This is a genomic window from Musicola paradisiaca NCPPB 2511 (genome assembly GCF_000400505.1).
In the GTDB taxonomy this organism is placed as follows: Bacteria; Pseudomonadota; Gammaproteobacteria; order Enterobacterales; family Enterobacteriaceae; genus Musicola; species Musicola paradisiaca.
This window is the reverse complement of record NZ_CM001857.1, coordinates 2,282,177-2,306,160: the sequence shown is the minus strand read 5'-3', so window position 1 is coordinate 2,306,160 and position 23,984 is coordinate 2,282,177. Positions and strand designations below refer to the sequence as shown.

20 protein-coding genes, 2 pseudogenes and 1 other annotated feature are annotated in these 23,984 nt (G+C 53.0%); of the genes and pseudogenes, 8 read left to right on the top strand and 14 right to left on the bottom strand.

Features of this window, described 5'->3' with window-relative positions; translation table 11 throughout:
- Positions 1-761: 761 nt before the first annotated feature.
- From oppA to oppF, 5 genes are all read left to right on the top strand, one after another.
- The gene (gene oppA / locus DPA2511_RS10075) at positions 762-2,405 is read left to right on the top strand and encodes an oligopeptide ABC transporter substrate-binding protein OppA (protein ID WP_012765561.1); all 1,644 of its coding nucleotides are present in this window, start codon (positions 762-764) and stop codon (positions 2,403-2,405) included.
- A gap of 297 nt (positions 2,406-2,702) precedes the next feature.
- Positions 2,703-3,623: an oligopeptide ABC transporter permease OppB gene (gene oppB, locus DPA2511_RS10070; protein ID WP_012765560.1), complete on the top strand. Its 921-nt coding sequence runs from the start codon at positions 2,703-2,705 to the stop codon at positions 3,621-3,623.
- Between the two features lie 12 nt (positions 3,624-3,635).
- Entirely contained in the window at positions 3,636-4,544 is a 909-nt protein-coding gene (gene oppC / locus DPA2511_RS10065; protein WP_012765559.1) for an oligopeptide ABC transporter permease OppC, read from the top strand.
- Between the two features lie 15 nt (positions 4,545-4,559).
- Positions 4,560-5,549 (top strand): ABC transporter ATP-binding protein, encoded by a 990-nt coding sequence (gene oppD / locus DPA2511_RS10060; RefSeq protein ID WP_012765558.1) that lies wholly within the window; start codon positions 4,560-4,562, stop codon positions 5,547-5,549.
- Positions 5,546-6,550: a murein tripeptide/oligopeptide ABC transporter ATP binding protein OppF gene (gene oppF / locus DPA2511_RS10055; RefSeq protein ID WP_012765557.1), complete on the top strand. Its 1,005-nt coding sequence runs from the start codon at positions 5,546-5,548 to the stop codon at positions 6,548-6,550. The genes oppD and oppF overlap by 4 nt, the downstream gene beginning before the upstream one ends.
- A gap of 87 nt (positions 6,551-6,637) precedes the next feature.
- Here oppF and DPA2511_RS10050 read toward each other — a convergent pair whose 3' ends face one another.
- Positions 6,638-6,967 carry an HI1450 family dsDNA-mimic protein gene (locus DPA2511_RS10050; protein ID WP_026595169.1) on the bottom strand — a complete coding sequence of 110 codons (330 nt, stop codon included), beginning with the start codon at positions 6,965-6,967 and terminating at the stop codon, positions 6,638-6,640.
- Between the two features lie 48 nt (positions 6,968-7,015).
- Entirely contained in the window at positions 7,016-8,476 is a 1,461-nt protein-coding gene (gene cls / locus DPA2511_RS10045) for a cardiolipin synthase (protein WP_012765555.1), read from the bottom strand.
- A gap of 206 nt (positions 8,477-8,682) precedes the next feature.
- Here cls and DPA2511_RS23435 point away from each other — a divergent pair, with 206 nt between their 5' ends.
- Positions 8,683-8,859: a YciY family protein gene (locus DPA2511_RS23435; RefSeq protein WP_012765554.1), complete on the top strand. Its 177-nt coding sequence runs from the start codon at positions 8,683-8,685 to the stop codon at positions 8,857-8,859.
- 66 nt (positions 8,860-8,925) lie between these two features.
- On the opposite strand, the pseudogene DPA2511_RS21515 reads toward DPA2511_RS23435, so the two are convergent.
- Positions 8,926-10,664, bottom strand: a pseudogene (locus DPA2511_RS21515) (methyl-accepting chemotaxis protein).
- A gap of 270 nt (positions 10,665-10,934) precedes the next feature.
- Entirely contained in the window at positions 10,935-11,231 is a 297-nt protein-coding gene (locus DPA2511_RS10030) for a YciI family protein (protein WP_012765552.1), read from the bottom strand.
- A 203-nt stretch (positions 11,232-11,434) separates the two neighbouring features.
- Here DPA2511_RS10030 and tonB point away from each other — a divergent pair, with 203 nt between their 5' ends.
- Positions 11,435-12,151 carry a TonB system transport protein TonB gene (tonB, locus tag DPA2511_RS10025; RefSeq protein ID WP_012765551.1) on the top strand — a complete coding sequence of 239 codons (717 nt, stop codon included), beginning with the start codon at positions 11,435-11,437 and terminating at the stop codon, positions 12,149-12,151.
- Between the two features lie 65 nt (positions 12,152-12,216).
- On the opposite strand, the gene yciA is transcribed toward tonB, so the two are convergent.
- The 4 genes from yciA to DPA2511_RS10005 form a co-directional block, all read right to left on the bottom strand.
- Positions 12,217-12,636 carry an acyl-CoA thioester hydrolase YciA gene (gene yciA / locus DPA2511_RS10020; RefSeq protein WP_012765550.1) on the bottom strand — a complete coding sequence of 140 codons (420 nt, stop codon included), beginning with the start codon at positions 12,634-12,636 and terminating at the stop codon, positions 12,217-12,219.
- Between the two features lie 53 nt (positions 12,637-12,689).
- Positions 12,690-13,250 carry a septation protein A gene (locus DPA2511_RS10015; RefSeq protein ID WP_012765549.1) on the bottom strand — a complete coding sequence of 187 codons (561 nt, stop codon included), beginning with the start codon at positions 13,248-13,250 and terminating at the stop codon, positions 12,690-12,692.
- 181 nt (positions 13,251-13,431) lie between these two features.
- Positions 13,432-14,184, bottom strand: a complete 753-nt coding sequence (locus DPA2511_RS10010; RefSeq protein ID WP_012765548.1) for a YciC family protein — start codon at positions 14,182-14,184, stop codon at positions 13,432-13,434.
- Between the two features lie 108 nt (positions 14,185-14,292).
- Entirely contained in the window at positions 14,293-14,655 is a 363-nt protein-coding gene (locus DPA2511_RS10005) for a YkgJ family cysteine cluster protein (RefSeq protein ID WP_012765547.1), read from the bottom strand.
- A 283-nt stretch (positions 14,656-14,938) separates the two neighbouring features.
- Here DPA2511_RS10005 and ompW point away from each other — a divergent pair, with 283 nt between their 5' ends.
- Positions 14,939-15,571 (top strand): outer membrane protein OmpW, encoded by a 633-nt coding sequence (ompW, locus tag DPA2511_RS10000; protein ID WP_012765546.1) that lies wholly within the window; start codon positions 14,939-14,941, stop codon positions 15,569-15,571.
- Between the two features lie 232 nt (positions 15,572-15,803).
- On the opposite strand, the gene DPA2511_RS09995 is transcribed toward ompW, so the two are convergent.
- The 6 genes and pseudogenes from DPA2511_RS09995 to DPA2511_RS09960 form a co-directional block, all read right to left on the bottom strand.
- The gene (locus DPA2511_RS09995) at positions 15,804-16,532 is read right to left on the bottom strand and encodes an oligogalacturonate-specific porin KdgM family protein (protein ID WP_012765545.1); all 729 of its coding nucleotides are present in this window, start codon (positions 16,530-16,532) and stop codon (positions 15,804-15,806) included.
- 544 nt (positions 16,533-17,076) lie between these two features.
- Positions 17,077-17,886 carry a tryptophan synthase subunit alpha gene (gene trpA, locus DPA2511_RS09985; protein WP_012765544.1) on the bottom strand — a complete coding sequence of 270 codons (810 nt, stop codon included), beginning with the start codon at positions 17,884-17,886 and terminating at the stop codon, positions 17,077-17,079.
- Positions 17,886-19,079, bottom strand: a complete 1,194-nt coding sequence (trpB, locus tag DPA2511_RS09980; protein ID WP_194250225.1) for a tryptophan synthase subunit beta — start codon at positions 19,077-19,079, stop codon at positions 17,886-17,888. The genes trpA and trpB overlap by 1 nt, the downstream gene beginning before the upstream one ends.
- A 13-nt stretch (positions 19,080-19,092) precedes the next feature.
- On the bottom strand, positions 19,093-20,478 hold the full coding sequence (trpCF, locus tag DPA2511_RS09975; protein WP_012765542.1) for a bifunctional indole-3-glycerol-phosphate synthase TrpC/phosphoribosylanthranilate isomerase TrpF: 1,386 nt from the start codon (positions 20,476-20,478) through the stop codon (positions 19,093-19,095).
- A 7-nt stretch (positions 20,479-20,485) separates the two neighbouring features.
- Positions 20,486-22,077, bottom strand: a pseudogene (gene trpD / locus DPA2511_RS23905) (bifunctional anthranilate synthase glutamate amidotransferase component TrpG/anthranilate phosphoribosyltransferase TrpD).
- On the bottom strand, positions 22,077-23,639 hold the full coding sequence (locus DPA2511_RS09960) for an anthranilate synthase component 1 (RefSeq protein ID WP_012765539.1): 1,563 nt from the start codon (positions 23,637-23,639) through the stop codon (positions 22,077-22,079). Before DPA2511_RS09960 ends, trpD begins: the two are co-directional and overlap by 1 nt.
- Positions 23,640-23,661: 22 nt before the next feature.
- Positions 23,662-23,763 (bottom strand) — a sequence feature (Trp leader region).
- Positions 23,764-23,984: the final 221 nt, after the last annotated feature.

Sequence of the window (23,984 nt, the reverse complement as noted above, 5' to 3'; positions counted from 1 at the left end):
CATGGAATGCCACGGTATTTTATCGTTCATTTTTGGGTCTTGGTTGGGATTAATTTTATAAAATTTGCTGATATATAAAAAAAATACTGTATATACCGCCACATTGTCCCCATGTATCCAGTTGTTTATGTATTCGGCTTGTTGTTTTGAAAAACACGTTTTGGCGCATATAAACGTAATAAAGAAATTTAAGTAACATTCTGCAAAACCTATTGGCGAATACAGATTCTTCTGATACGTTCGGCATCACATTATTACTCGTGATTGTTATGCATAAGTTAAATTTATTGCTTTTGCATATTGATTTGTGGCGGAGCAAATATTTTTAACGAAATATTTGGGTTTTGAGACAGTCGTGAACGCCTGCATTCACGCAGAGATATCAATGCAGATGATGATGTGTCTTTACCTTGTCTGACCCACATGTCGATCAATGAGTAAACGGGGAGAACCACTGTCGTAGACAACGCTGGCAGAGGTGTTTTGGGGTGCCGGAAAACCAGTGGTTTATCCCGACTAAGCGTCATTCGGTATGCAGGGTGCGTTGTCAGCTGGGGAAAGCGATAAAGGTTTTCTATGCTTAGGTGGGTTCTCTATTGCATAGCGCTGTTCTCGGCGGGCTGTAATAGCAGTCGTCAGCCTGAATCGCCGTCTCGCTGAAGTCGTTCCTTCAGTGACGCGATCGGCATGATGGGTAATCGCATGGGAAAAGGGTTACACGCGAAAAGCGTGATGACGGAAAAACAGGAGCAAGGTAACTAATGGTGACTAAAACAATTAAAAAGCGTTTGGCGATGGGAATTGTCGCCGCATTGACTGCGTCAGCAGGCGTCAACGCCTGGGCGGCTACCGTACCCGCCGGTGTGCAACTGGCAGAGAAGCAGGAGCTGGTACGTAATAACGGCTCGGAAGTGGCTTCACTGGATCCGCATAAAATCGAAGGCGTGCCCGAGTCCAACATTGCTCGTGATCTGCTGGAAGGGCTGTTGATGGTGACGCCAGACGGTCAGGTTGGGCCTGGCGTAGCGGAAAGCTGGGATAATAAAGACTACAAGGTCTGGACGTTCCATTTGCGTAAAAATGCCAAATGGTCAAACGGCGATCCGGTGACGGCACAAGATTTCGTCTACAGCTGGCAGCGCATTTCCGATCCGAAGACCGCCTCGCCTTATGCCAGTTACCTGCAATTCGGCCATATCGTGAATATCGATGATGTGGTTGCCGGCAAAAAATCCCCCGATACATTAGGCCTGAAAGCCATTGATGACCACACGCTGGAAGTCACACTGAGTGAAGCGGTGCCTTATTTCTATAAGCTGCTGGTGCATCCGTCTACCTATCCGGTCAACAAGAACGTTGTCGAGAAATTCGGCGATAAATGGACCCAACCCGAACACTGGGTCGGTAATGGCGCGTATAAACTGAAAGAGTGGGTCGTCAACGAAAAGCTGGTGGTGGAACGCAACCCGAATTACTGGGATAACGCGCATACGGTGATCAATCAGGTCACTTTCCTGCCGATTTCCTCTGAAGTGACGGATGTTAACCGTTACCGCAGCGGTGAAATCGATATGAGCTATACCAACCTGCCGATTGAGCTGTTCCAGAAGCTGAAAAAAGAGATCCCGAATGAAGTTAAGGTCAATCCTTACCTTTGCACCTACTATTACGAGATCAACAACCAGAAACCGCCGTTTACCGATGCGCGAGTCCGTCAGGCTCTGATTCTGGGGTTGGATCAGGATATTTTGACCAACAAGGTTAAAGGCCAGGGCGATACGCCGGCGTTTGGTTTCACTCCGCCGTATATCGATGGTTTGGACGGCAAACTGGCCGCGCCGGAGTGGGTAAGCTGGTCGCGTGAAAAACGCAATGCGGAAGCGAAGAAATTGCTGGCTGAAGCGGGTTTCACCGCAGAGAAACCGCTGACCCTCAATTTGCTGTACAACACCTCTGATCTGCACAAGAAACTGGCGATTGCGGCTTCATCCATTTGGAAAAACAATATCGGTGTGGATGTCAAACTGGAAAACCAGGAGTGGAAAACCTTCCTGGACAGTCGTCATCAGGGAACCTTTGACATCGCGCGGGCCGGTTGGTGTGCTGACTATAACGAGCCGTCAACCTTCCTGAACATCATGATTTCCGACAGCAGCAGCAACACTGCGCACTATAAAAGCCCGGCTTTCGATCAACTGATGGCCAACGCGTTGGTGGCGAAGACCGATGCCGAACGTTCCGATGCCTACAAACAGGCGGAAACCCTGCTGGAGAAAGAGGGGGCGATCGTTCCGGTTTACTATTATGCCAACACCCGTCTGGTGAAACCTTATGTCGGCGGTTTAACCGGCAAAGATCCGCTGGATAATCTCAAAGATAAAGATCTCTATATTATCAAGCATTAATGATAACGGGCCGCGTATTGTCGCGCGGCCCAATGTTGCCTGAATAATATACCCTACATCATTCGAGTTGCAGGCCAACACGTTAGTGTTGAACAACGCAATGTGGTGGCCCGTCAGGGCAAGGCTCATGATGAGCTTGGTCACGCGGCAAGTGGAGTGAATCCCGATGTGCTTACTCGGGTAAGTGATCCCGGTGAGCGACAACGCTGCCGGCCGGGTAATAAAGCCAACACACCTGCGACTTGAAGCATGACGGGTATGGAAGAGAATGTCAGACCGGTGTTATAGGTAAGGTCAATGTTAAAATTTATTTTCCGTCGTTGTCTGGAAGCCATCCCGACGCTGTTTATCCTGATCACCATTTCGTTCTTTATGATGCGTTTGGCGCCGGGAAGCCCGTTTACCGGAGAGCGTACCCTCCCGCCGGAAGTGCTGGCGAATATTGAAGCTAAGTATCATCTCAACGATCCCATGATGAAACAGTACGGCAACTATCTGGTTCAGTTGCTGCAGGGTGATTTTGGGCCTTCGTTTAAATACAAAGATTACTCGGTTAACGAACTGGTATCCCGGTCGTTTCCGGTCTCCGCCAAACTCGGGGCTGCCGCGTTTCTGCTGGCGGTGATTCTGGGTGTGACGTCCGGCGTAGTCGCCGCGTTGAATCAAAACAGCAAGTGGGACTATACGGTGATGGGGTTTGCCATGACCGGCGTGGTGATCCCAAGCTTTGTGGTCGCGCCGTTGCTGGTGCTGGTCTTTGCCATTACGTTGCGCTGGTTGCCGGGCGGCGGCTGGAATGGCGGCGCACCGAAATACATCATTTTGCCGATGGTGGCGTTGTCGCTGTCCTATATCGCCAGCATTGCGCGTATTACCCGCGGTTCCATGATTGAGGTGCTGCATTCGAACTTCATTCGCACCGCGCGGGCAAAAGGGCTGCCTCTGCGCCGCATTATTCTGCGACACGCGCTGAAACCGACGTTGCTGCCTGTACTGTCTTATATGGGGCCCGCATTTGTCGGCATTATCACCGGCTCTATGGTGATCGAAACGATTTTTGGCCTGCCCGGTATTGGTCAATTGTTTGTGAATGGTGCGCTGAACCGTGATTACTCGCTGGTGCTGAGCCTGACTATTCTGGTCGGGGCGCTGACTATTCTGTTCAATGCGGTCGTTGATGTGTTGTATGCCGTCATCGATCCGAAGATCCGTTACTGAGGTAGTGGCCTGATGTTTTTGAATAAACGCAACCGCGAAGCGCTGGATAATTTCGGCGAAAAACTGGAAGTCGAAGGGCGCAGCCTGTGGCAGGACGCGCGCCGTCGCTTTATGCATAACCGTGCGGCGCTGGCCAGCCTGTGCGTGCTGGCTCTGATTACGCTATTTGTCGTCTTCGGCCCGATGCTGGCGCCTTTCAACTATGCCGATACTGATTTCGGCATGATGTCTAATGCCCCTGATATGGCGTCCAAACACTATTTTGGCACTGATTCTTCCGGTCGCGACCTGCTGGTTCGAGTGGCGATTGGCGGCCGAATCTCTTTGATGGTCGGGGTGGCGGCGGCGTTGGTCGCCGTCGTCGTCGGTACGCTGTACGGGGCGTTATCCGGTTATATCGGGGGAAAAACAGACTCCGTCATGATGCGTCTGCTGGAGATCCTGAACTCTTTTCCGTTCATGTTTTTCGTCATCCTGCTGGTCACTCTGTTCGGCCAGAATATTCTGCTGATTTTCGTGGCTATCGGTATGGTGTCCTGGCTGGATATGGCCCGTATTGTGCGTGGCCAGACGCTGAGTCTCAAACGCAAGGAGTTCATTGAAGCGGCGCTGGTGTGCGGCGTATCTACCCGTAATATCGTGTTGCGACATATCGTGCCCAATGTGCTGGGCGTGGTGGTGGTCTACGCTTCATTGCTGGTGCCGAGCATGATTCTGTTTGAATCGTTCCTCAGTTTTCTGGGATTGGGAACCCAGGAGCCCTTAAGTAGCTGGGGGGCATTGCTGAATGACGGCGCCAACTCGATGGAAGTTTCTCCCTGGCTGTTGTTGTTTCCCGCTGTTTTTCTGGTGGTAACGCTGTTCTGTTTCAACTTTATCGGCGATGGCTTGCGTGATGCCCTCGACCCGAAAGATCGCTAAGGAGACGCTTCAACCATGATGAATATGTCAGAAAATCGCGAAGCGCTGCTTAACGTCAATGATTTACGAGTCACCTTTGCTACGCCGGACGGTGATGTCACCGCGGTCAACGACCTGAACTTTTCACTGAGCGCCGGCGAAACGCTGGGGATTGTCGGCGAATCCGGGTCGGGTAAGTCGCAAACGGCATTTGCGCTGATGGGGCTGCTGGCGGCCAATGGCCGGATTGGCGGATCGGCGCGCTTCAATGGGCGTGAAATCCTGAATCTGCCGGAGCGCGAGCTCAACCTGCTGCGGGCAGAAGAAATCGCAATGATTTTTCAGGATCCGATGACTTCGCTCAACCCTTATATGCGGGTCGGCGAGCAGCTGATGGAAGTGTTGATGCTGCACAAAAAGCTCGGCAAAGCGGAAGCATTCGAAGAGTCGGTGCGCATGTTGGATGCGGTGAAAATGCCGGAAGCCAGAAAGCGGATGCGTATGTATCCCCATGAATTTTCAGGCGGTATGCGGCAGCGTGTGATGATAGCGATGGCATTGTTGTGCCGTCCGAAGTTGCTGATTGCTGATGAGCCCACCACGGCACTGGATGTGACGGTTCAGGCGCAGATTATGACGCTGCTTAACGAACTGAAGCGCGAATTCAATACCGCCATCATCATGATCACCCATGATTTGGGCGTTGTTGCCGGTATCTGCGACAAAGTGCTGGTGATGTATGCCGGGCGAACGATGGAATACGGCTCCGCGCAGGAGATCTTCTACCAGCCGACCCACCCTTACTCCATCGGCCTGCTCAAAGCGGTGCCGCGACTGGATGAAGAAAACGAGGAACTGGCGACGATCCCAGGCAATCCGCCGAACCTGCTGCGTTTGCCCGCCGGATGTCCGTTCCAGCCGCGTTGCCCGTATGCCCAGGAACAATGCCATCAGGCGCCTACATTGACGCCGTTTGGTCAGGGGCGCCTGCGCGCCTGTTTCCGCAGCGTGGAGGAATTGGCATGAGTCAGCAGGAAAATACGAAGGTATTGCTGGAAGTCGACGAGCTTAAAGTGCATTTCGACATTCGCGACGACAAACAGTGGTTTTGGCAACCGGCCAAAAAACTCAAAGCGGTGGATGGCGTCACGCTGCGTCTGTACGAAGGGGAAACGCTGGGCGTCGTCGGTGAATCCGGCTGCGGCAAATCCACGCTGGCCCGCGCCATTATCGGTCTGGTTAAGGCAACCAGCGGGCGTATCAGCTGGCTGGGGAAAGACCTGCTCGGCATGAGTGATGCACAGTGGCGCGATGTTCGCAGTGATATTCAGATGATTTTCCAGGATCCGCTGGCGTCGCTGAACCCACGCATGACGATAGGCGAAATCATCGCTGAACCGTTGCGTACTTACCATCCGCAGATGTCGCGTCAGGATGTGAAGGATAAAGTCAAAGCGATGATGATGAAGGTGGGGCTGTTGCCGAACCTGATCAACCGCTATCCGCATGAGTTTTCCGGCGGGCAGTGCCAACGCATCGGTATCGCGCGTGCGCTGATTCTGGAGCCTAAGCTGATTATTTGCGACGAACCGGTATCGGCGCTGGATGTGTCCATTCAGGCTCAGGTGGTGAATTTGTTGCAGCAGTTACAGCGGGAGATGGGGCTATCGTTGATTTTTATTGCACATGATCTGTCTGTAGTGAAACACATTTCCGATCGCGTGCTGGTGATGTATCTGGGCCATGCGGTGGAACTGGGAACCTATGACGAGCTGTACCATAATCCCCAACATCCTTACACCAAAGCACTGATGTCGGCGGTTCCCATTCCCGATCCGGATAAGGAGCGCGATAAGCAGATTCAGTTGCTGGAGGGGGATTTGCCGTCGCCGATCAATCCGCCCAGCGGTTGTGTCTTCTGCACGCGCTGCCCGGTCGTCGGGCCTGAATGTGTGAAAACCCGGCCGGTGCTGGAGGGCAGTTTCCGCCATGCGGTGTCCTGCCTGAAGGTTGAGCCGATGGCGTAACACCATGATTGCCCGTCGAAAAAACACAAACGCCCCAAAAGGGGCGCTTGTGTCGTCAGGGCGGGAAGGCATTAAGTGACGGAGGAGTCACTCTTTCCACAGGATATGGCAAAGTTTGTGGTCTTTCTCGCGGCAAATCAGCACGCGGGCAAAGATATCGGTAATTTCATCGCCGTCTTTCTCCGCCAGGCCAATCACCACTTCAGCGAAAAAGTCAGGATTGAGGTCAAAATCAACGTGTTCCGCCCAATCTTCGGCCGGGTCGAACAGCTCTGCGCCGCCGCGTTCTTCAAACTGCAGATTGAACAGCAGGATGTCCGCAGGATCCAGGTTATCCGGCGCCAGTTCCAGAAAAATGTCATAGGCCTGTTCCAGCGTTTCGTCTTCGGTCAGGCGATTATTCAAATCCATAACGATGTCCCTGTTAAAACATGATGCGGTATTAGAGCATGAAGGTGGAAAGGATTACAGCAGCGGGCTGAAAAAGTAGAACAATCGCTCCACGATCAACTGCCAATACGGGCGTTTTTGCCATTTTCCCGCCTGTAAACGCTCGGAACGGAGCATGTAGTCCTCCTGTATACAGGCCAGATCACGGCCAAAACCGGCATCATCGATCAGCAGCGTGATTTCGAAGTTCAACCACAGGCTGCGCATGTCGAGATTGACGGTACCGACCAGGCTAAGTTGACCGTCAACCAGCACGCTTTTGGTATGCAGCAAGCCGTCTTTGAACAGATAAATATGTGCGCCTGCCGCCAGTAATTCACTGAAGAAGGCTTTGCAGGCCCATCCCACCATCATGGAGTCGTTTTTGTACGGCACGATAATGTTGACATCCACGCCGCGCTGGGCGGCAGTGCAGATAGCATGCAGCAAGTCATCGCTGGGGACGAAGTACGGGGTGGTCATGATCAACTGCTGGCGGGCGGAGTAAACCGCCGTCAGCAGCGCTTGATGGATCATATCTTCAGGATAACCCGGGCCGGAGGCGATGACCTGAATGGTATGGCCGCTTTCCTGCTCGAACGGCATGATGTTTACATCCGGAGCCGGGGGGAGCCGGCGTTGACCGGTTTCCATCTCCCAGTCCTGGCTGTAGATGATGCCCATCGTGGTTGCGACCGGGCCTTCGGTGCGAACCATCAGATCAATCCACTGGCCGACGCCGGACTCTTGTTTGAAATGGCGCGGGTCAACCATATTCATGCTGCCGGTATAGGCGATGCGATTATCGATCAGTATGACCTTGCGATGCTGGCGCAAATCCATACGTCGCAGAAAGGCACGCAAGATATTGACCTGCAGGGCTTCCACCACTTCAATACCCGCATTGCGCATAAGTGTCGGCTGAGTGCTGTGAAAAAAGTTTACGCTGCCGGCAGAATCCAGCAGGATCCGACACTTAACGCCGCGCTGCGCAGCGGACAGCAGGGCCGCCTGAATCTGCTCAACCAGCCCGCCTGACTGCCAGATATAAAACACCATCTCGATATTGTTGCGTGCCAGTTCGATATCCCGGAGCAGGGTTTTTATCGTGTCATCGAACGAGGTCAGCAACTGCAACTGATTGCCTTTGACCCCGGCAACCCCTTGACGGCGCTCACATAGCTGGAACAGCGAACGGGCCACTTCGCTATGTTCAGTGGCGAAAATGCGCTGGAATCCTTTTAGTTCGCGCAGCCATTGCGCCGTTGCCGGCCACATCTGACGAGCACGCTCGGCGCGCTGTTTACCGAGATGCAGTTCGCCAAGTAAGAGGTACGCAATAATGCCGACCAGCGGCAGAATATAAATGACCAGCAACCAGGCCATGGCCGAGGGAACTGCACGTCGTTTCATCAGAATTCGCAGTGTGATGCCGGCAATCAGCAGCCAGTAGCTGAAAACCAGCAAGCCACTCAACACGGTATAAAATGCTGTCATAGTCGCGATGTGCAGTTCCCTTTGGCTAAATAGTTCTTTTCAAAGTGTATGCATAGATTGTCAAAAGGTGAAAGTCCTTCTGGCTGAATAAAATAGCGACGTCTATCGAGAGAAATTCCGCTTTGGATGGTTTGGCGGTCAGAAGCAAGGGGATATAATGGCGGCGCACGTCGTTATAATCACGATTTTAATCACAAGAGTCAGCTATGAAACGCAGTCGCAATGAAGTCAGCCGTTGGCGTATGTTGCGCCAGGTTCAGCGCCGTCGGGCCCGTTGGTTGGAAGCGCAATCCCGCAGTTATCGCCATATCCGTCATATCCGTTTGTTGCAGGAAAAACTGCATCGTCGTTCCCATCTCTATGCGGTTGTCTACGAGTGGTGATGGTACCCGCGGGGGCCATCTCGCTGTTAATACGATGAATGGCAACCCCGCCCAGGCCTAAAACAATTAACTTGCCACTTCTACCTGTGGTGCGGAAACCGACACCCAGCGAGAACCTTGGTAGGATGCCGGTTTGCCGTAATCGCCGGCGTCAGCCGGTAACGGCGTGACATCGGATAGTGAGGGCTGGTCTGTATCACCGTCCTGCAGTTGTTTCGGCAATCTGAATTGTGCGACCGATATGTTCAATTGCTCCGCCTGTGCCAGCAAATGGTTAAAGGTCTCGGCGGACGCTTCTACCTGTAGCGCATTCTGCATAACGGTTTCATTCAGTGTGCGTATCCGGCCGGTGACTTCATGGATGCTGTCGTTCTGCTGCAGTGAAATATCGGTAATCTCATTCAGGAAGGTACTGGTACCTCGGGATGCCTGAATGATTTCCTGCAGACTGTCATTGAGGCGTTCTACCAGCCGGGAGCCCGTCGTCACGCTGTTATTGGATTCACGTATCAGCGTATTGATGTTTTGGGCGGAATGGCTGCTTTGTGAAGCCAGAGAGCCCACTTCCCGTGCTACAACCGCGAATCCACGGCCAAGTTCGCCGGCCCGAGCCGCTTCAATAGAAGCATTCAACGACAAAATGTGCGTCTGGAATGCCACGTTTTCGATCAGAGTGATGACTTCAGTCATCTCTTTACTGCGCCCGGAGATGGCGGTCATCGCCTGGCGAACGTCGTTCATCATGGTTTCGCCCTGTTCGGCGATATGGCTGGTTTCACCGGCATGATGGCCAGCTTGCTGGGTATAGCGAGCGTTCTGTTCCAGATGCTGGCTGAGCTGCATGATGTGCTCGGTGGTGACTTTCAGTTCCTGAGATTGCTTCTGCGCCTGTAATGACAGGGTCTGGTTATCGGTCGCCACATCATTGACGTTGTTCATCATGGTTTCCATTCCCCGGCGTACCTGGCTTATCAGCGCGACCAGACCGCCTTGCATCTGAATGACGCTTTGATTCAACTGATCTATCTCGCGGGTGGTGCGCTTTTCGACGCCGATATCGTGAGACAAATCGCCTGCGGCAATCAGTTGTAAATGTTCAGTGATGCGTTTGAGGGGACGAATAATCACTCGACTGACGCCAATCCAGACGATCAGCGAGATACACAGCAATAACCCCAGAATAGTAATGAACATGGTCTGGGTGGCATCGAGCCGACTAATCAGGCTTTGGGTATGTTGTGTCAAGCGGGCATCATTTTCCTGCAGATAACGGGCGTACTTTTGCGTGAACAGCGTTTGATACGCCTGAATGGGAATGGCGAAAAAAATATCGGTATCGTTGGTTTTTTAATGCCGTCCGCCAATTCCGCCAAACCGTTGTACAACTGTTGGTAGCTGTTGCGCAGTTCGGTGAAAGCGGGAGAGGCGGTATCCGCAGCCGAAAGACCGCCGAGCCGTTGGTAATACTCTTGCGAGCGTTTCAGCGATGCTTCGGCTTCGCTCATCAAACTGTTCCAACTGCCGACGGAGCCGGTAGTTTTATCAAACATCAGATAGATGCCGGCGCGGTTAAGTTTGTCACTGGCATTCATGGCTTCCATGCGAGCCTGATCCATCAATGCTTGTTGTTGCCTCAGTATTTCATTGGCGGCATTGTCCTGCCGCAGTTCGATCATGGTTCTTGAGATCATCCCTACCGATAGTAATTGCAGCAGGGAAAAGAGCCCGATAATCAGTAGCAAACCGGACAGAAAACTCAGACGGTACTGACGGCATCGGCGAAGAAAATGGGGACGTATCGACATAATAATGACCCTCTGAAGCGAAATTGCGGCCAACATAACACTGACAAATGACTGAAATATTTCAGTGGAAGTCATCTGATGGGAAACCCGCCGATTCCTTGACGGCGCGATGGATGACGGTGCCATCATTTGGGATACCGCGGATGATCTTGAGGGGAAAATACGGACGGCGATTTGAGGGTAGGAGTGAAGGACACCATTGATGATGTGTCCTTTTTATTTATGCTTGTTGGGTCTATGTGATGCTGAAAGTTTCTTTAAAACAAGGTATTAAAATACCTTTTTGAACGGTTTGATCACAACAGACGCATATACTCCAGCGGCAATGTAAGGATCAGCGTCAGCCCAACGTTGAGCTTCCGGCAGCGAAGCGAATTCAGCGATGACCACGGAGCCAGTGAAACCGGCAGAACCTGGATCCTCGCTGTCAACGGCGGGTAGCGGGCCGGCGGTCAGTAAACGGCCCTGATCGCGCAGGGTTTGCAGGCGGGCAAGGTGCGCGGGCCTGGCTTCAAGGCGCTGAGCCAGTGTGTCCGGCACATCAGTGGCATAAATAACGTACAGCATGCTAAACCTCATACTAGGAAGAATAATGAATGGTACGACCGTTTCATCATACTCAGTGGTCATGGAAGCACAATCCCTGATGCGCCATTACCTTGATCTGGCTAGGGAATCATGATCTTGTGAGCGGGTTAATCGCCAATTTGGTATTGAATATGATTGCTATTTGCATTTAAAATCGCGGCGAGAGAGGACACTATACCACTATGCCGCAAAAAACTTTTTTCCTGACTCGGCGTTATTCATGGCCATTGCTGGTTTCCGTGGGTATTCACGGTTCGCTGATTGCCGGGCTGTTATACGCATCATTCCTGAATTCTGTACAAATTCCGGCGGAAACGCCGCCAATGAAGGTGATGATGGTCAATGTCGCGCCGGAAGAGGCCGCGCCGGCGCCGCAACCGGTGCCGGAAAAAGTACCCGAGCCGCCGCCGGAGCTGGAGCCGGAGGTTAAGCCGGAACCGCCGCCGTTGCCAAAACCTGTGCCTGTACCACTACCGGAGCCCAAACCTCAACCTAAGCCAAAACCGAAGCCGGTTAAAAAAGTCGAGCCACCCAAAGAAACGCCCCAAACGTCGACACCGGCGCCGACGCAACCCGTCGTGCAGAATACGGCGCCGGTTCATCAGGCGCCGCCGCCTAATCCTCAGCCTTCCGGGCCGCGTCCGTTAAGCCGTGCGCAACCGGAGTATCCGGCGCGGGCGTTTGCATTGCGCATTGAGGGTAAAGTCAGAGTTCAGTTTGATGTGGATTCGAGCGGTCGCGTTGATAATGTTCAAATTTTGTCTGCCGAACCACGAAATATGTTCGAACGCGATATCAAACAGGCGATGCGCAAGTGGCGTTATGAAGAAAATAAACCCGCGACCGGGCTGGTGGTGACGATCGTTTTCAGAATCAACGGCGGCGCTGCGATGGAATAGCGCGCCGGTTCAACAACCTAAAAAGGCGCCCACAGGCGCCTTTTTCGTCTAAAAGGGAGCCATTATCACAGCGGTGTAAAATGACTTTTACCTTCGGGCAGTTCCCGTGGTTTCCCGTCCTCATCTATCGCGACATACGTAAACAGTGCTTCTGTTGCACGATAACGATGCCCGATGGGGTCGGATGACACCTTTTTTACCCACACTTCCACATTGACACTCATTGATGTCCGCCCGGTACGGACGCAACGGGCGTAGCAGCAGACGACATCACCCACCGCAACAGGTTTGAGAAAAGTCATTTCGTCTACTTTGACGGTCACTACCCGGCCTTCAGCAATCTCTTTCGCCAGTATGGCGCCGCCGATGTCCATCTGAGACATCAGCCATCCGCCAAAAATATCGCCGTTCGCATTGGTATCTGCTGGCATCGCCAACGTGCGCAACACCAGCTCTCCATGAGGGAATACGTCTTGTTTGCTCATAAGATTAATGAACCTGGTTGTGAGTAAAAAAATCCCATGTCAAAACAGGGTGGTTATTTATCGCTTTCACTTTTCGCCTTTTCCTGTTCGACAGGGAGGTGGCGATAAATGTAGATACCACACAGTAGAGTAAATACCAGCGTCATACCAGTCAGGCCAAATACTTTGAAATCGACCCAGATACTTTGCGGTAGCCAGAAAGCGATATAGATATTGGCCATTCCGCAAAGCAGGAAGAACATCGCCCAGGAGACGTTCAGCCGGGACCAGACCTGCAGCGGGAGCATGAGCTCCTTGCCAAGCATTTGCTGGATCAAGGGTTTTTTCATAATGAACTGGCTGAATAACAACGCGGCGGAAAACAGCGTGTAAATAATAGTCACCTTCCATTTAATGAACTGATCGTTATGGAAAATCAGCGTCAGGCTGCCAAAAATGGCCACCATGATGAAGGTGAGCAGCATCATTTTCTCGATTTTGCGATAGATCGCCCAGCTCAGGATTAACGCGACTGCTGTCGCCGCCACCAGAGCACCAGAGGCGACATAGATGTCGTAGAGTTTATAAACAACAAAAAACACGACAAGTGGAATAAAATCAATAAGTTGCTTCATTACATCTATCCGTTGCCTGATCTTGCATCATTATCTCGCCACCGGTGTGGCGGCGAGCGATCTCAGTAAGCGCTGATTATCGCTGTTTATACCGTCGGATTCCCGATTAATCATAACAATTTGCAGAAAATTACCTTGGTCAACAGATTGTCACCACCTGTCAGGCCTGGGTATGCGCTATTTATGACCGGATCAGCATATAAAGACGAAATAAATAAACCAGCAGCATCGCGGATAACAGGTTACTTATGCCGTTCAGGATAATCGCCATGGCTGTCGGCGACATCGTTGGCAATCTGGCTATCAACATCAGCACAGCCACTTTAACCAGCAACCACAGAATGATCGCCGGCGTGGTCAGACGGAAGTGCGCGAAAGCCAGTTTGCTACTGGCGCGCATTGACGCGAAGACCCCACTTTTTTCCGTGACGGCGATGATGGGCGACAGGCTGAATGCGATGGCTAACAGGATGCCAGGAACCACCAGCAACAACATACCCAACTGTATCAACAGCGTGCAGACCAGCATCAGGCCGAAAAGGCGGGGCAGAAACGGAACGGATGCGCTAATGGCTCGCAGCGCGCTGGTGTGTTGTCCGGCGGAAACAATATGCAGCAGGATCAGCATGGCGCCCGTCAAAACGGCGTTACCCAGCAAGGAGGAAAATGTTCCCGCAGCGGAAGCCCGGAGCAACACCCACTGTTGTTCCGGGGACATCTGCTGAATGATGTCGCCGATATCCGGACGTTCAATCGCCGAAAGATCGATATTGCTGTTGCTGAGCATCTGCAACTGTTCGCTACCGGGCATAAACGCATATCCGAGAAAAACGGCGATGAAGGCGGTCAACAAAGACAACAGAAGAATGCTGAGAAACTGGTTACGGGTAAAGTTCAGGGTGTCACGGTACAACCTGCTGGCCGTGATAGGCATGAAGACTCCTTGGAGGGTTGGCAACAAAATACCGCGCTATTGTAACCTGTTCGTCCATGTGTGGCACCCCGCCAGTGATGATCGATATCTGGCTATTTTTACTCTGTTTTATGTCATGGCATCCGGTAATGTTTCCTGCGTTAACGGTGGTAGGCCGTAATACGCTCGGGCGCGATCGCAGGCCGGGTAGGCCCGGCCTTGCTCACCAGACTGACTGAATTCGCGACACGGGCTCGGGCGCTGTTCATAAATGCGGCAGCGGACGGCGTGACCGATCTCCCCCTCCAGAGCGATGCAATGCGGTTGCCGGCAGTGGGTACCTTCCATACAGCGTAGAAACGGGGGAACTTGCTGCGTCAATTCGACAGGAACGCACCCGCCGCCATCAGTGGCTTCCGACCAGTAAAACGAAACACGAAAATAACCGCAGCAAGCGCCACATTGCATACAGGGATTTACGCTTCTACTCATGATTGGTTAATCCATCATCCATTATTGGTTTGCATCACGTGTAAATAAAAAATGTACTCCCGAATGCGCCGTCATGCCGTTATGGGTGAATGATATGCGCACATAATGCCTATTGGCACCGATTTTGATCTGAATCAATTATTTGTTTTTTGAAGAGTTATTGTGATTTGAGTAATGCCATAAATGGGTAAAAATTGTGTCGCTCTGTGATCTTGCTTCAAATAAAAATACCCCTGGGTGGGTATAGTTCGCCGGAACATTAACCTTATAAAAGGAGTGGGTAATGAAAAAGACCTCTTTGGTACTGATGGCGGCAGCTTTACTGCCAACTCTGGCGCAGGCTCATCAGGCTGGGGATGTAATTGTTCGTGCGGGGACGGCAACGGTACATCCGATGGAAAGCTCAGATAATGTGTTAGGGCTGGGATCCTTCAATGTTAACGACAATACCCAATTAGGGCTGACGCTCGGTTATATGGCTACCGATAATATCGGGGTTGAATTACTGGCGGCGACACCTTTCAAACACAAGGTCGGTGTGGGAAGTGTTGGCACTATCGCCGAAGTCAAACATCTGCCGCCGACGCTGATGGCTCAGTATTATTTCGGACAGAGCGCGGATAAGCTGCGTCCTTATTTGGGGCTTGGCGTTAACTACACCACATTCTTTGGTGAGAAATTTAATCAGACCGGGGAGAATGCCGGGTTGAGCGACCTGAGTCTGAAAAGCTCGTGGGGGGTAGCAGCCCAGGCTGGGTTGGATTACAACCTGAATAAAAACTGGTTGTTGAATATGTCAGTATGGTGGATGGATATCGACACCACCGTTAAATTCAAAGCGGGTGATTCGGAGCAGAGTATTAAAACACGTCTGGATCCCTGGGTATTTATGTTTGGATTCGGTTATAAATTCTGATCGTCAGATCATGGGGTAAAGAGATAAGCTATTTTCGCTGTTAGCAAGCAGTGTTGATAACTTGTTATGCTAATGGCGAACCGATTGTGATCGTAATAATAAATGCGGTGTCGACATCGGTGAATTTAAATAGCAAAAAGGCGGAATGATTATTCCGCCTTTTCTTTTACACGGGTCTTTCTTTTACCGATATCTTTTACCGATAGTATCCGGCTAAATATGCCGGGTATTATCAGAAGTTATATTGTACACCGACACGATAGCGGGTCTGGCGATGATCGCTGGTACCATCTTGCGCCACATTGCCCACTTCCATGTAAGGCTTCCAGTTTTTATCCCATTTGTAAGACAGCTTCACGTTATGGTCGAAGTTATCGCTGTCATTGTCGTAACGGTAATAGCTCACGCCTGCCTTGTTTGTCTTGGCATATTCCAGCTCATAGCCAATGGTGTAATCCTTCAGGAAGGTGTAATCGATGTTTCCGGTAATCGCATACCCGGATTCACTGGTGTCCTTTCCACTAACACCAATATTGCTGCTATAACGCTTAAAGTACGGGCGATAACGCAGAGACATGGTCAGGTCGCTGATGACATTCGCTTTCGCACGAACATAAGGACGGTAATTGGCGCTGGTAGAACTGGTTACATAAGACAAACCAGATTCCAGCGAAAAGGTCTTGTTAACGTTGTACAGGTAGCTGGCAATGACTTCAGTTTCATTGCTGACCATCTCATTATAGGGTTTGTTGGGGGTAGTTTGGCTTGTAGACGCGCCATTCTTCCATGAAGCTTCGGAAGACAAGCCGAAGCCATTGTCAAAACGATGAGAAATTAGCAAACGATCCCTGTGATCAGCTTTAGGGGTATCCTTCATTTCATGGCGGTAATCGATTGTTACAGCCATTGAACTCATGCTGACCAGAGAAGCTACCATCATCGTCAAAATTTTAAATTTCATTGTTATAACCCTCAGTGACACTCATTTATTTTTTAAGATTGCGTGACCTCAGAACCGTCACACAATTCAATTTTATTTGTATTCACTTACAAATATGTGCACAAGATCTCCATATTTAAAAAATGAAAAACCATTTCATTTATGTGATTTGTGTCTATTTACCATAGTAAAAATATATGCTTAGCATTAAAACACCGTTTCAATTATGTGGTGATTTAATTTTGTGTCTTTGTTGATAAATTGAAATTTAAAATTACAAATATTTTATATTTTAATATCAAAAAAATTGATTTATTTATTTTGTATTTAATTTTGTTGATTTTTCATTTTTCTTAAAAAAATCACAATTGTGAATTTTAATTTCTTTGAAACAAAAATGAAAGATATGGACAATCAGAAATGGACAGAACTCATCACGAGGCATGATGAAAGTACCTTGATAAAAGTACCTTGGTGAAAGGACATCGATGAACGTAGATAAAGCGGAAATTCCCGGCCGAATGGCCGGGATGAGAAAGATCTGGATGAATGAGAGGAACCGGGTCTAGCGAGGAAGCGTGGCGGCTTTCATCTGGCTGACGAAATCAGCCAGGCGCTGCAGCATATCTTCCGGTTGGGCATGATACTGCTCAATGATGTTGACAATGGCCGAACCGGAAATCGCCCCTGCGGCGCCAGCGTCCAGCACCTGACGAACCTGCCCAGGTTCAGAGATGCCAAAGCCTTGCAACGGCGGTGCTGCATGGTATTCCTGCAGTTTTTCCAGCAGATGATGTAATGGCAATTGCGCCCGTGTTTCCGTGCCGGTTACACCGGCTCGGGAGAGCAGATAGGTGTAGCCGCGCCCGTGAGAGGCGAGTTCTCGCAGTAAATCGTCATCGGCATTCGGCGGGCAGATGAAGATCGGCGCGATGCCGTGGCGCATCGCCGCGTGACGAAACGGCGCTGATTCTTCAATCGGCACGTCGGCCACGAGAACGGAATCTACGCCGGTGGCCGCGCAGCGTTGATAAAACGCATCAATGCCATTGCTGAACACTAAATTAGCGTACATCAGCAGCCCAATCGGCAGATCAGGGTATTTCTGTCGAATGGCGGCCAGCATTTCAAAACAGACGCCAGGCGTGACACCCGCAGCAAAGGCCCGCAGAGTCGCATTCTGGATCGTCGGGCCATCCGCCAGCGGATCGGAAAACGGGATCCCCAGTTCCAGCGCGTCGGCACCGGCAGCCACCAGTGTGTCAACAATGCGTAATGAAAGTTCAGGGGAGGGGTCGCCCAGCGTTACGAAGGGGACAAAAGCGCCTTCCTGTTTGTCCGCCAGACGTTTGAACAGCGCGTGGTAACGTTCCATTAGATTTCTCCCCGGGATTTCAGAATATCGTGAACCGTAAAAATGTCTTTATCACCGCGGCCAGACAGGTTAACCACCAGAATTTGTTCTTTCTCCGGTTCAGCCTTAATCATTTTCAGTGCGTGAGCCAGCGCGTGCGATGATTCCAGCGCAGGGATGATCCCTTCATGGCGGGAGAGTTCGCGAAAAGCGCTCAACGCTTCATCGTCGGTAATAGATACATAATCCGCCCGGCCAATGCTGTTCAGATAAGCGTGTTGCGGCCCTACGGAGGGGAAATCCAGCCCGGCGGAGATGGAGTAGGACTCTTCGATCTGGCCGTCTTCCGTCTGCATCATGGGCGACTTCATACCAAAGTAGATGCCGACCCGGCCATGCTTCAAAGGGGCGCCATGTTGACCGGTTTCAATGCCCAGCCCGGCAGGTTCCACACCTATTAAACGCACGGAGGGTTCATCGATAAAGTCGGCGAACATACCGATGGCATTGGAGCCGCCGCCTACACAGGCCAGCACGGCATCCGGCAACCGGCCTTCTTTTTCACGCACTTGCGCTTTGGTCTCTTCGCCAATCATGCGTTGGAATTCACGCACAATAGTTGGAAAGGGATGCGGGCCGGCCGCAGTACCCAGCAGATAATGAGCCTGTTCATAGCTGCCGGACCAGTCGCGTAACGCTTCGTTGCAGGCATCTTTCAATGTGGAAGAACCGCTATGCACCGGTATGACTTCGGCCCCCATCAGCCGCATGCGAAACACGTTCGGCGATTGCCGCTCCACGTCTTTGGCGCCCATGTAAATCCGACATTTCAGGCCCATCAGCGCACAGGCCAGTGCTGTTGCAACCCCATGCTGACCTGCGCCGGTTTCCGCGATGATTTCGGTTTTGCCCATGCGTTTCGCCAGCAACGCCTGACCGAGTACCTGGTTGGTTTTATGCGCGCCGCCGTGCAGCAAATCTTCTCGTTTCAGGTAGAGCCGGGTGCGGGTGCCGGCGGTCAGGTTCTTACAGAGCGTGAGCGCGGTGGGGCGGCCCGCATAATTTTTCAATAAGTCATTAAATTCTTGCTGGAATGCCGGGTCGCGACGGGCGCTGACAAAGGCTTCTTCCAACTGACGCAGGGCGGGCATCAGGATTTGTGGTACGTACTGACCACCAAACTCGCCAAAATAAGGATTAAGTAATGTCATGATCAACCTGTTCTCGTTATATCAGTGAAGTACGGTGCCGCTGCGCCTGGCGCAACGTGCGAAATACTGCGGCGATTTTTTGTGGATCCTTGACTCCGGGTTGCTGTTCTACGCCGGAATTAAAATCCAGCCCCGCGGCACCCAGCAGTGCTGCCGCTGGCGTATTTTCCGGTGAGAGACCGCCTGCCACCATCACGCGATCCAGCGAATGGCCGTCAAGCAGTGACCAGTCGAAAGTGCGTCCGCTGCCGCCTTGCGCATTATCGAGTAGAACGCGATCTACGTGTGGCATCGTCAACGGCGGCAACCCGGCGCCGACGCTCAATGCCTTCCAAATTCGGCACCGTTCGGGCAGTTGCTGACGCAGCGCGGCGATGAATGCCGCATCTTCGTCGCCATGCAGCTGTACGACGTCAAGCTGCAGGTCGGTGGCGGTGGTGACGATGTCGGTCACGGTCGCCTGGCGGAAAACGCCGACGTAGCGCAGAGGCGCCGCCGCCATGATGCTTTGCGCTTGTGACGTTGTCACATGACGTGGCGAGCCGGCGACAAAAATCAGCCCGCCGTATACCGCGCCAGCCTGAAAGGCCGTTGCCGCATCTTCCGGGCGCGTTAGCCCGCAGACCTTGTTGTCGCCCAGCACGACGCGGCGTACCGCCAATGTCAGGTCATCTTCCGCCATCAGGGAACTGCCGATCAAAAAGCCGTTCGCATACTGACTGAGTGCTTGTATCTGGGCGTACCGGCTGATACCGGACTCGCTGATGACGGTGACATCGGCAGGCAACTGCGGCGCCAGCGTGCGGGTGCGGTTGAGGTCGATGGAGAGATCGCGCAAATCGCGGTTATTGATACCCACCACACGCGCCTCCAGTGCAATGGCGCGCGCCAGTTCCTCCTCGTTGCTGACCTCTGTCAAAATCCCCATGTTCAGACTGTGCGCGACGGCGGCGAGCTGGCGGTAGCTATTGTCATCCAGCACGGACAGCATCAGCAGGATGGCATCGGCCTGGTAATAACGCGCCAGATAAATCTGGTAGGGCGAAATAATGAAATCTTTGCACAGTACCGGTTGCGGCACAGCCGCGCTGACCTTGGGCAGAAACGCGAAATCGCCTTGAAAATATTTTTCGTCCGTCAGTACGGAAATGGCGGAGGCGTAGTCCTGGTAAAACCTGGCGATGGCGACCGGATCAAAATCAGCACGGATCAACCCTTTGGAAGGCGACGCCTTTTTACATTCCAGAATGAATGCCGGGCTGGTCTGCCGCAACGCCTGATAAAAGTTGCGCGTGCTGGGAACAATCTGTGACTGAATGCTTTCCAGCGGCTGCTTTTGCTGCCGCTCGGCGAGCCATTGCGCTTTATCGCGCACGATTCTGGTGAGTACGGTTTCCTGCATTTCTCGCTTATCCTCTGGCGGCCAGATCCAATACTCGCTGATAGGCCCGGCCGCTGTGAATGACTTCTAACGCCTGCTGCGCGTTATGCTGCAGGTTCTCGTTGCCGAACAGTTTTAGCAGCAGTGCGACGTTGGCGGCGACTGCGGCGTTGTGGGCCGGTTGACCCTTACCCTGCAGCAAGCGCGCCAGAATATCACGGTTTTCTTCCGGAGCGCCGCCGCGCAGTGCATCCAGCGAGAAGCTGTCCAGCCCGAAATCACGATGTGTCAGGGTGTAGTTTTCAATGTGACCGTCGCGCAGTTCGGCCACCTGGGTCGGCGCATGAATGGCCACCTCATCCATACCGCCGCCGTGTACCACGGCCGCACGCTGATACCCCAGTACACGCAGCGTTTCGGCGATCGGTTGCACCAGCGTCGGGCTATAAACGCCGATCAGCGCCAGCGGTGGACGAGCCGGGTTAATCAACGGGCCCAGTACGTTGAAAACAGTGCGGGTTTTCAACTGCTGGCGAACCGGCATGGCATGGCGGAACCCCGTGTGGTACTGCGGGGCGAACAGAAAGCAGACCCCAAGGTCATCCAGCGCCTGACGCGCTGTTTCGGCCGGCATATCCAGTTTGATGCCGAAAGCCGCCAATAGATCCGACGAGCCGGAACGGCTTGAGACGCCGCGATTGCCGTGCTTGGCGACGTTGAGACCGCAGGCTGCCGCAACGAACGCGCTGGCCGTTGAGATGTTGATGCTGTTGGAGCCGTCGCCGCCGGTGCCGACAATATCGGCAAACGGATAGTCCGGACGCGGAAACGGTTTGGCGTCTTCCAACAGCGCGCTGGCGGCACCGGCGATTTCGTCCGGGTGTTCACCGCGCACCTTCATGCTGATCAGCGCAGCGGCTAACTGTGTGGGCTCCAGTTCGCCATGAATGATCGCGCTGAACAAGTGGTGGCTTTCTTGTTTGCTGAGCGTTTCGGCGCGATACAGCTTTTCCAGGGTATTTTGCATAAGAGCGTCCTTATTTAAGCCAGCGCCCAGGCCAGCGTTTGGTCGAGCAGGCGTGCACCGTGGGTCGTCAGAATGGATTCCGGGTGGAACTGGAAACCGCATACCCGATGTTCGTCATGACGAACTGCCATCACCATGCCATTGAAACTGGCATTGATGGTCAGTTCAGCGGGGATGTCGCTGCCGACCAGTGAATGGTAACGGGCGACCGGTAGCGGATTGGGCAGACCATCGAACATCCCCTGGCCGTCATGCTGAATGCTGGATGCCTTGCCGTGCAGAATTTCTCCTGCCTGGCCGACATGCCCGCCGTAGGTTTCCACGATGGCCTGATGCCCGAGGCAGATGCCGATGATCGGCAACTGTCCGCGCAGGCGGCGCAGCAACTCGGGCATGCACCCGGCTTCAGACGGCGTTCCCGGGCCGGGGGAGAGCATCAGCACCGGATTTTCCATGTGCTGCAGCCGCGCGATGATGGTGTCGGTCGGCAACTGGTTGCGGTATACCACGACACGGTGCCCGCTGGCGCGTAACTGATCGACCAGGTTATAGGTAAAGGAGTCGATATTATCGAGTAACAGAATGTCGGCCATCAGAAGACCTCCCTGGCATGGTGGGCACTGGCGATGGCGCGCAGTACCGCACGGGCTTTATTGCGGGTTTCATCGGCTTCCGCCTGCGGGTTGGAGTCCAATACCACGCCAGCGCCGGCCTGAACCGTGGCGATGCCATCCTCGACATAGGCGGAGCGGATAACGATGCAGGTGTCGAGATCGCCGCGGGCGGTGAAGTAGCCGACCGCGCCGCCGTAGCTGCCGCGTCGGGTTTTTTCACTGTCGGCGATGAGCTGCATGGCGCGAACCTTGGGCGCGCCGCTCAGGGTGCCCATATTCATGCAGGCGCGATAAGCGTGCAGGACGTCCAGATCGGCACGTAAGGTACCCACCACGCGCGACACCAGATGCATCACGAATGAGTAACGGTCGACTTTGGTCAGATCTGCCACATAGCGGCTGCCCGGCTCACAAATACGCGCCAGATCGTTACGCGCCAGATCGACCAGCATCAGATGCTCCGCCAGTTCTTTATGGTCGGTGCGCATTTCCAACTCGATGCGGCTATCCAGATCGCGATCCAGCGAGCCATCCGCCCGCCGACCGCGCGGCCGGGTTCCTGCAATGGGATAGATTTCGATCTGGCGGTTTTGCGCATCGTATTTGAGCGAGCTCTCCGGCGATGCGCCGAACAGCGTGAAATCCTGATCCTGCATGTAGAACATGTAAGGACTGGGATTGTTGTCTTTGAGCGTTTGATAGGCGGAAAGCGGCGACGGGCACGGTAACGAGAAGCGGCGTGACGGCACGACCTGGAAAATTTCGCCGATGCGGATGGCTTGTTGCATCTGGCGGACGACGGCGCCGTAATCTTCGTCGCTTTGATTACAGCTCAGCGACATGCTGGCTACGGTCTGGCTGGGCAGCGCCGGTGCCGGCTGGCGTAGCTGATGTTGTAATTGTTCTATCCGTTGCTGCAGACGCTGACGCTCGGCGGCGTCTTGTGTAAACAGGCTGGCTTGCAGGTGAGTGGCGCGCTGTTGATGGTCGACCACCAGCAGGATTTCCGCCAGATAAAAACAGTAATCCGGGCAACGTTGCTGTTGCGTCAGCGCAGGCAGGTTTTCAAAACCGGCGACCAAATCGTAGGCGAACAGTCCGCCGAAAAACATGGCTTCCCGTTCGCTGCCCGGGCATTTCACCAGCGTCAGTAATTGGCGCAGTGCGTCGAATACTGACAGTGAGCGCAGGCGGCTGTCTTCGTCCTGCAAGCTATCCACCGGAGGGAAAGTCAGCTCGCGGCTATTAGGGCGGGCTTCGACGATGGTCTCTGGCGGCAATGCCTGATCCAGCAGCGGCAACAGCGCGGCGCCATTGGCGGTCAACGCCTGAATGGACACCTGTTGCCCCAGCGCGGTGATACGCAAAGCGCTGTCGACAATCAGCAGGCTTTGCAGGTTTTGTTTGCTGTCGATTTCTGCGGATTCCAGCAACAGCGTGGCGGGTCGCGATCCGCAAAGCTGGTGGAACGTGGCGCTGGGGTCGTTGCGGTACTCCGCCTCGGCGCGCAGCAATTCAAGTTCAGGTTGTGGTGTTTGCATGGTGTTTATCCGTTTTTTACCCATAAAAAAACCCGCTCTTGGCGGGCTTGGGATGTTTGGCATGTCAGTCAATGGCTATGCGTAATCACTCCGCCCGCGATAGGGAGAAGCGCCACCAACCTGCGTTTTTCTTTGCTATGAAGCTGTCAGCGTACATTGCCATGTGAATGCTCATCCGTTGTGTTGAACTTGCGTACTAGTTAACTGGAACGGTGGATCGAAGTCAAGAGTCAATCCCGGTATTTATTTTCTGATGGTTTTTGAGGGCGATGATGCGCGGATGTTGACATCTGTTGACATCGCACCGGCAGTGGAACGATGCAACAGGATTGCATGACCGGGTTA

Bases quoted from the DNA above. Each gene is read 5' to 3' on its own strand.
- tonB (WP_012765551.1), top strand. From the start codon at position 11,435: ATGCCGCAAAAAACTTTTTTCCTGACTCGGCGTTATTCATGGCCATTG.
- DPA2511_RS10030 (WP_012765552.1), bottom strand. From the start codon at position 11,231: ATGCTGTACGTTATTTATGCCACTGATGTGCCGGACACACTGGCTCAG.
- cls (WP_012765555.1), bottom strand. From the start codon at position 8,476: ATGACAGCATTTTATACCGTGTTGAGTGGCTTGCTGGTTTTCAGCTAC.
- oppB (WP_012765560.1), top strand. From the start codon at position 2,703: ATGTTAAAATTTATTTTCCGTCGTTGTCTGGAAGCCATCCCGACGCTG.
- oppA (WP_012765561.1), top strand. From the start codon at position 762: ATGGTGACTAAAACAATTAAAAAGCGTTTGGCGATGGGAATTGTCGCC.
- DPA2511_RS10005 (WP_012765547.1), bottom strand. From the start codon at position 14,655: ATGAGTAGAAGCGTAAATCCCTGTATGCAATGTGGCGCTTGCTGCGGT.
- yciA (WP_012765550.1), bottom strand. From the start codon at position 12,636: ATGAGCAAACAAGACGTATTCCCTCATGGAGAGCTGGTGTTGCGCACG.
- ompW (WP_012765546.1), top strand. From the start codon at position 14,939: ATGAAAAAGACCTCTTTGGTACTGATGGCGGCAGCTTTACTGCCAACT.
- oppC (WP_012765559.1), top strand. From the start codon at position 3,636: ATGTTTTTGAATAAACGCAACCGCGAAGCGCTGGATAATTTCGGCGAA.
- DPA2511_RS23435 (WP_012765554.1), top strand. From the start codon at position 8,683: ATGAAACGCAGTCGCAATGAAGTCAGCCGTTGGCGTATGTTGCGCCAG.
- trpCF (WP_012765542.1), bottom strand. From the start codon at position 20,478: ATGCAGGAAACCGTACTCACCAGAATCGTGCGCGATAAAGCGCAATGG.
- DPA2511_RS10015 (WP_012765549.1), bottom strand. From the start codon at position 13,250: ATGAAGCAACTTATTGATTTTATTCCACTTGTCGTGTTTTTTGTTGTT.
- oppD (WP_012765558.1), top strand. From the start codon at position 4,560: ATGATGAATATGTCAGAAAATCGCGAAGCGCTGCTTAACGTCAATGAT.
- DPA2511_RS09960 (WP_012765539.1), bottom strand. From the start codon at position 23,639: ATGCAAACACCACAACCTGAACTTGAATTGCTGCGCGCCGAGGCGGAG.
- DPA2511_RS10010 (WP_012765548.1), bottom strand. From the start codon at position 14,184: ATGCCTATCACGGCCAGCAGGTTGTACCGTGACACCCTGAACTTTACC.
- DPA2511_RS09995 (WP_012765545.1), bottom strand. From the start codon at position 16,532: ATGAAATTTAAAATTTTGACGATGATGGTAGCTTCTCTGGTCAGCATG.
- trpA (WP_012765544.1), bottom strand. From the start codon at position 17,886: ATGGAACGTTACCACGCGCTGTTCAAACGTCTGGCGGACAAACAGGAA.
- oppF (WP_012765557.1), top strand. From the start codon at position 5,546: ATGAGTCAGCAGGAAAATACGAAGGTATTGCTGGAAGTCGACGAGCTT.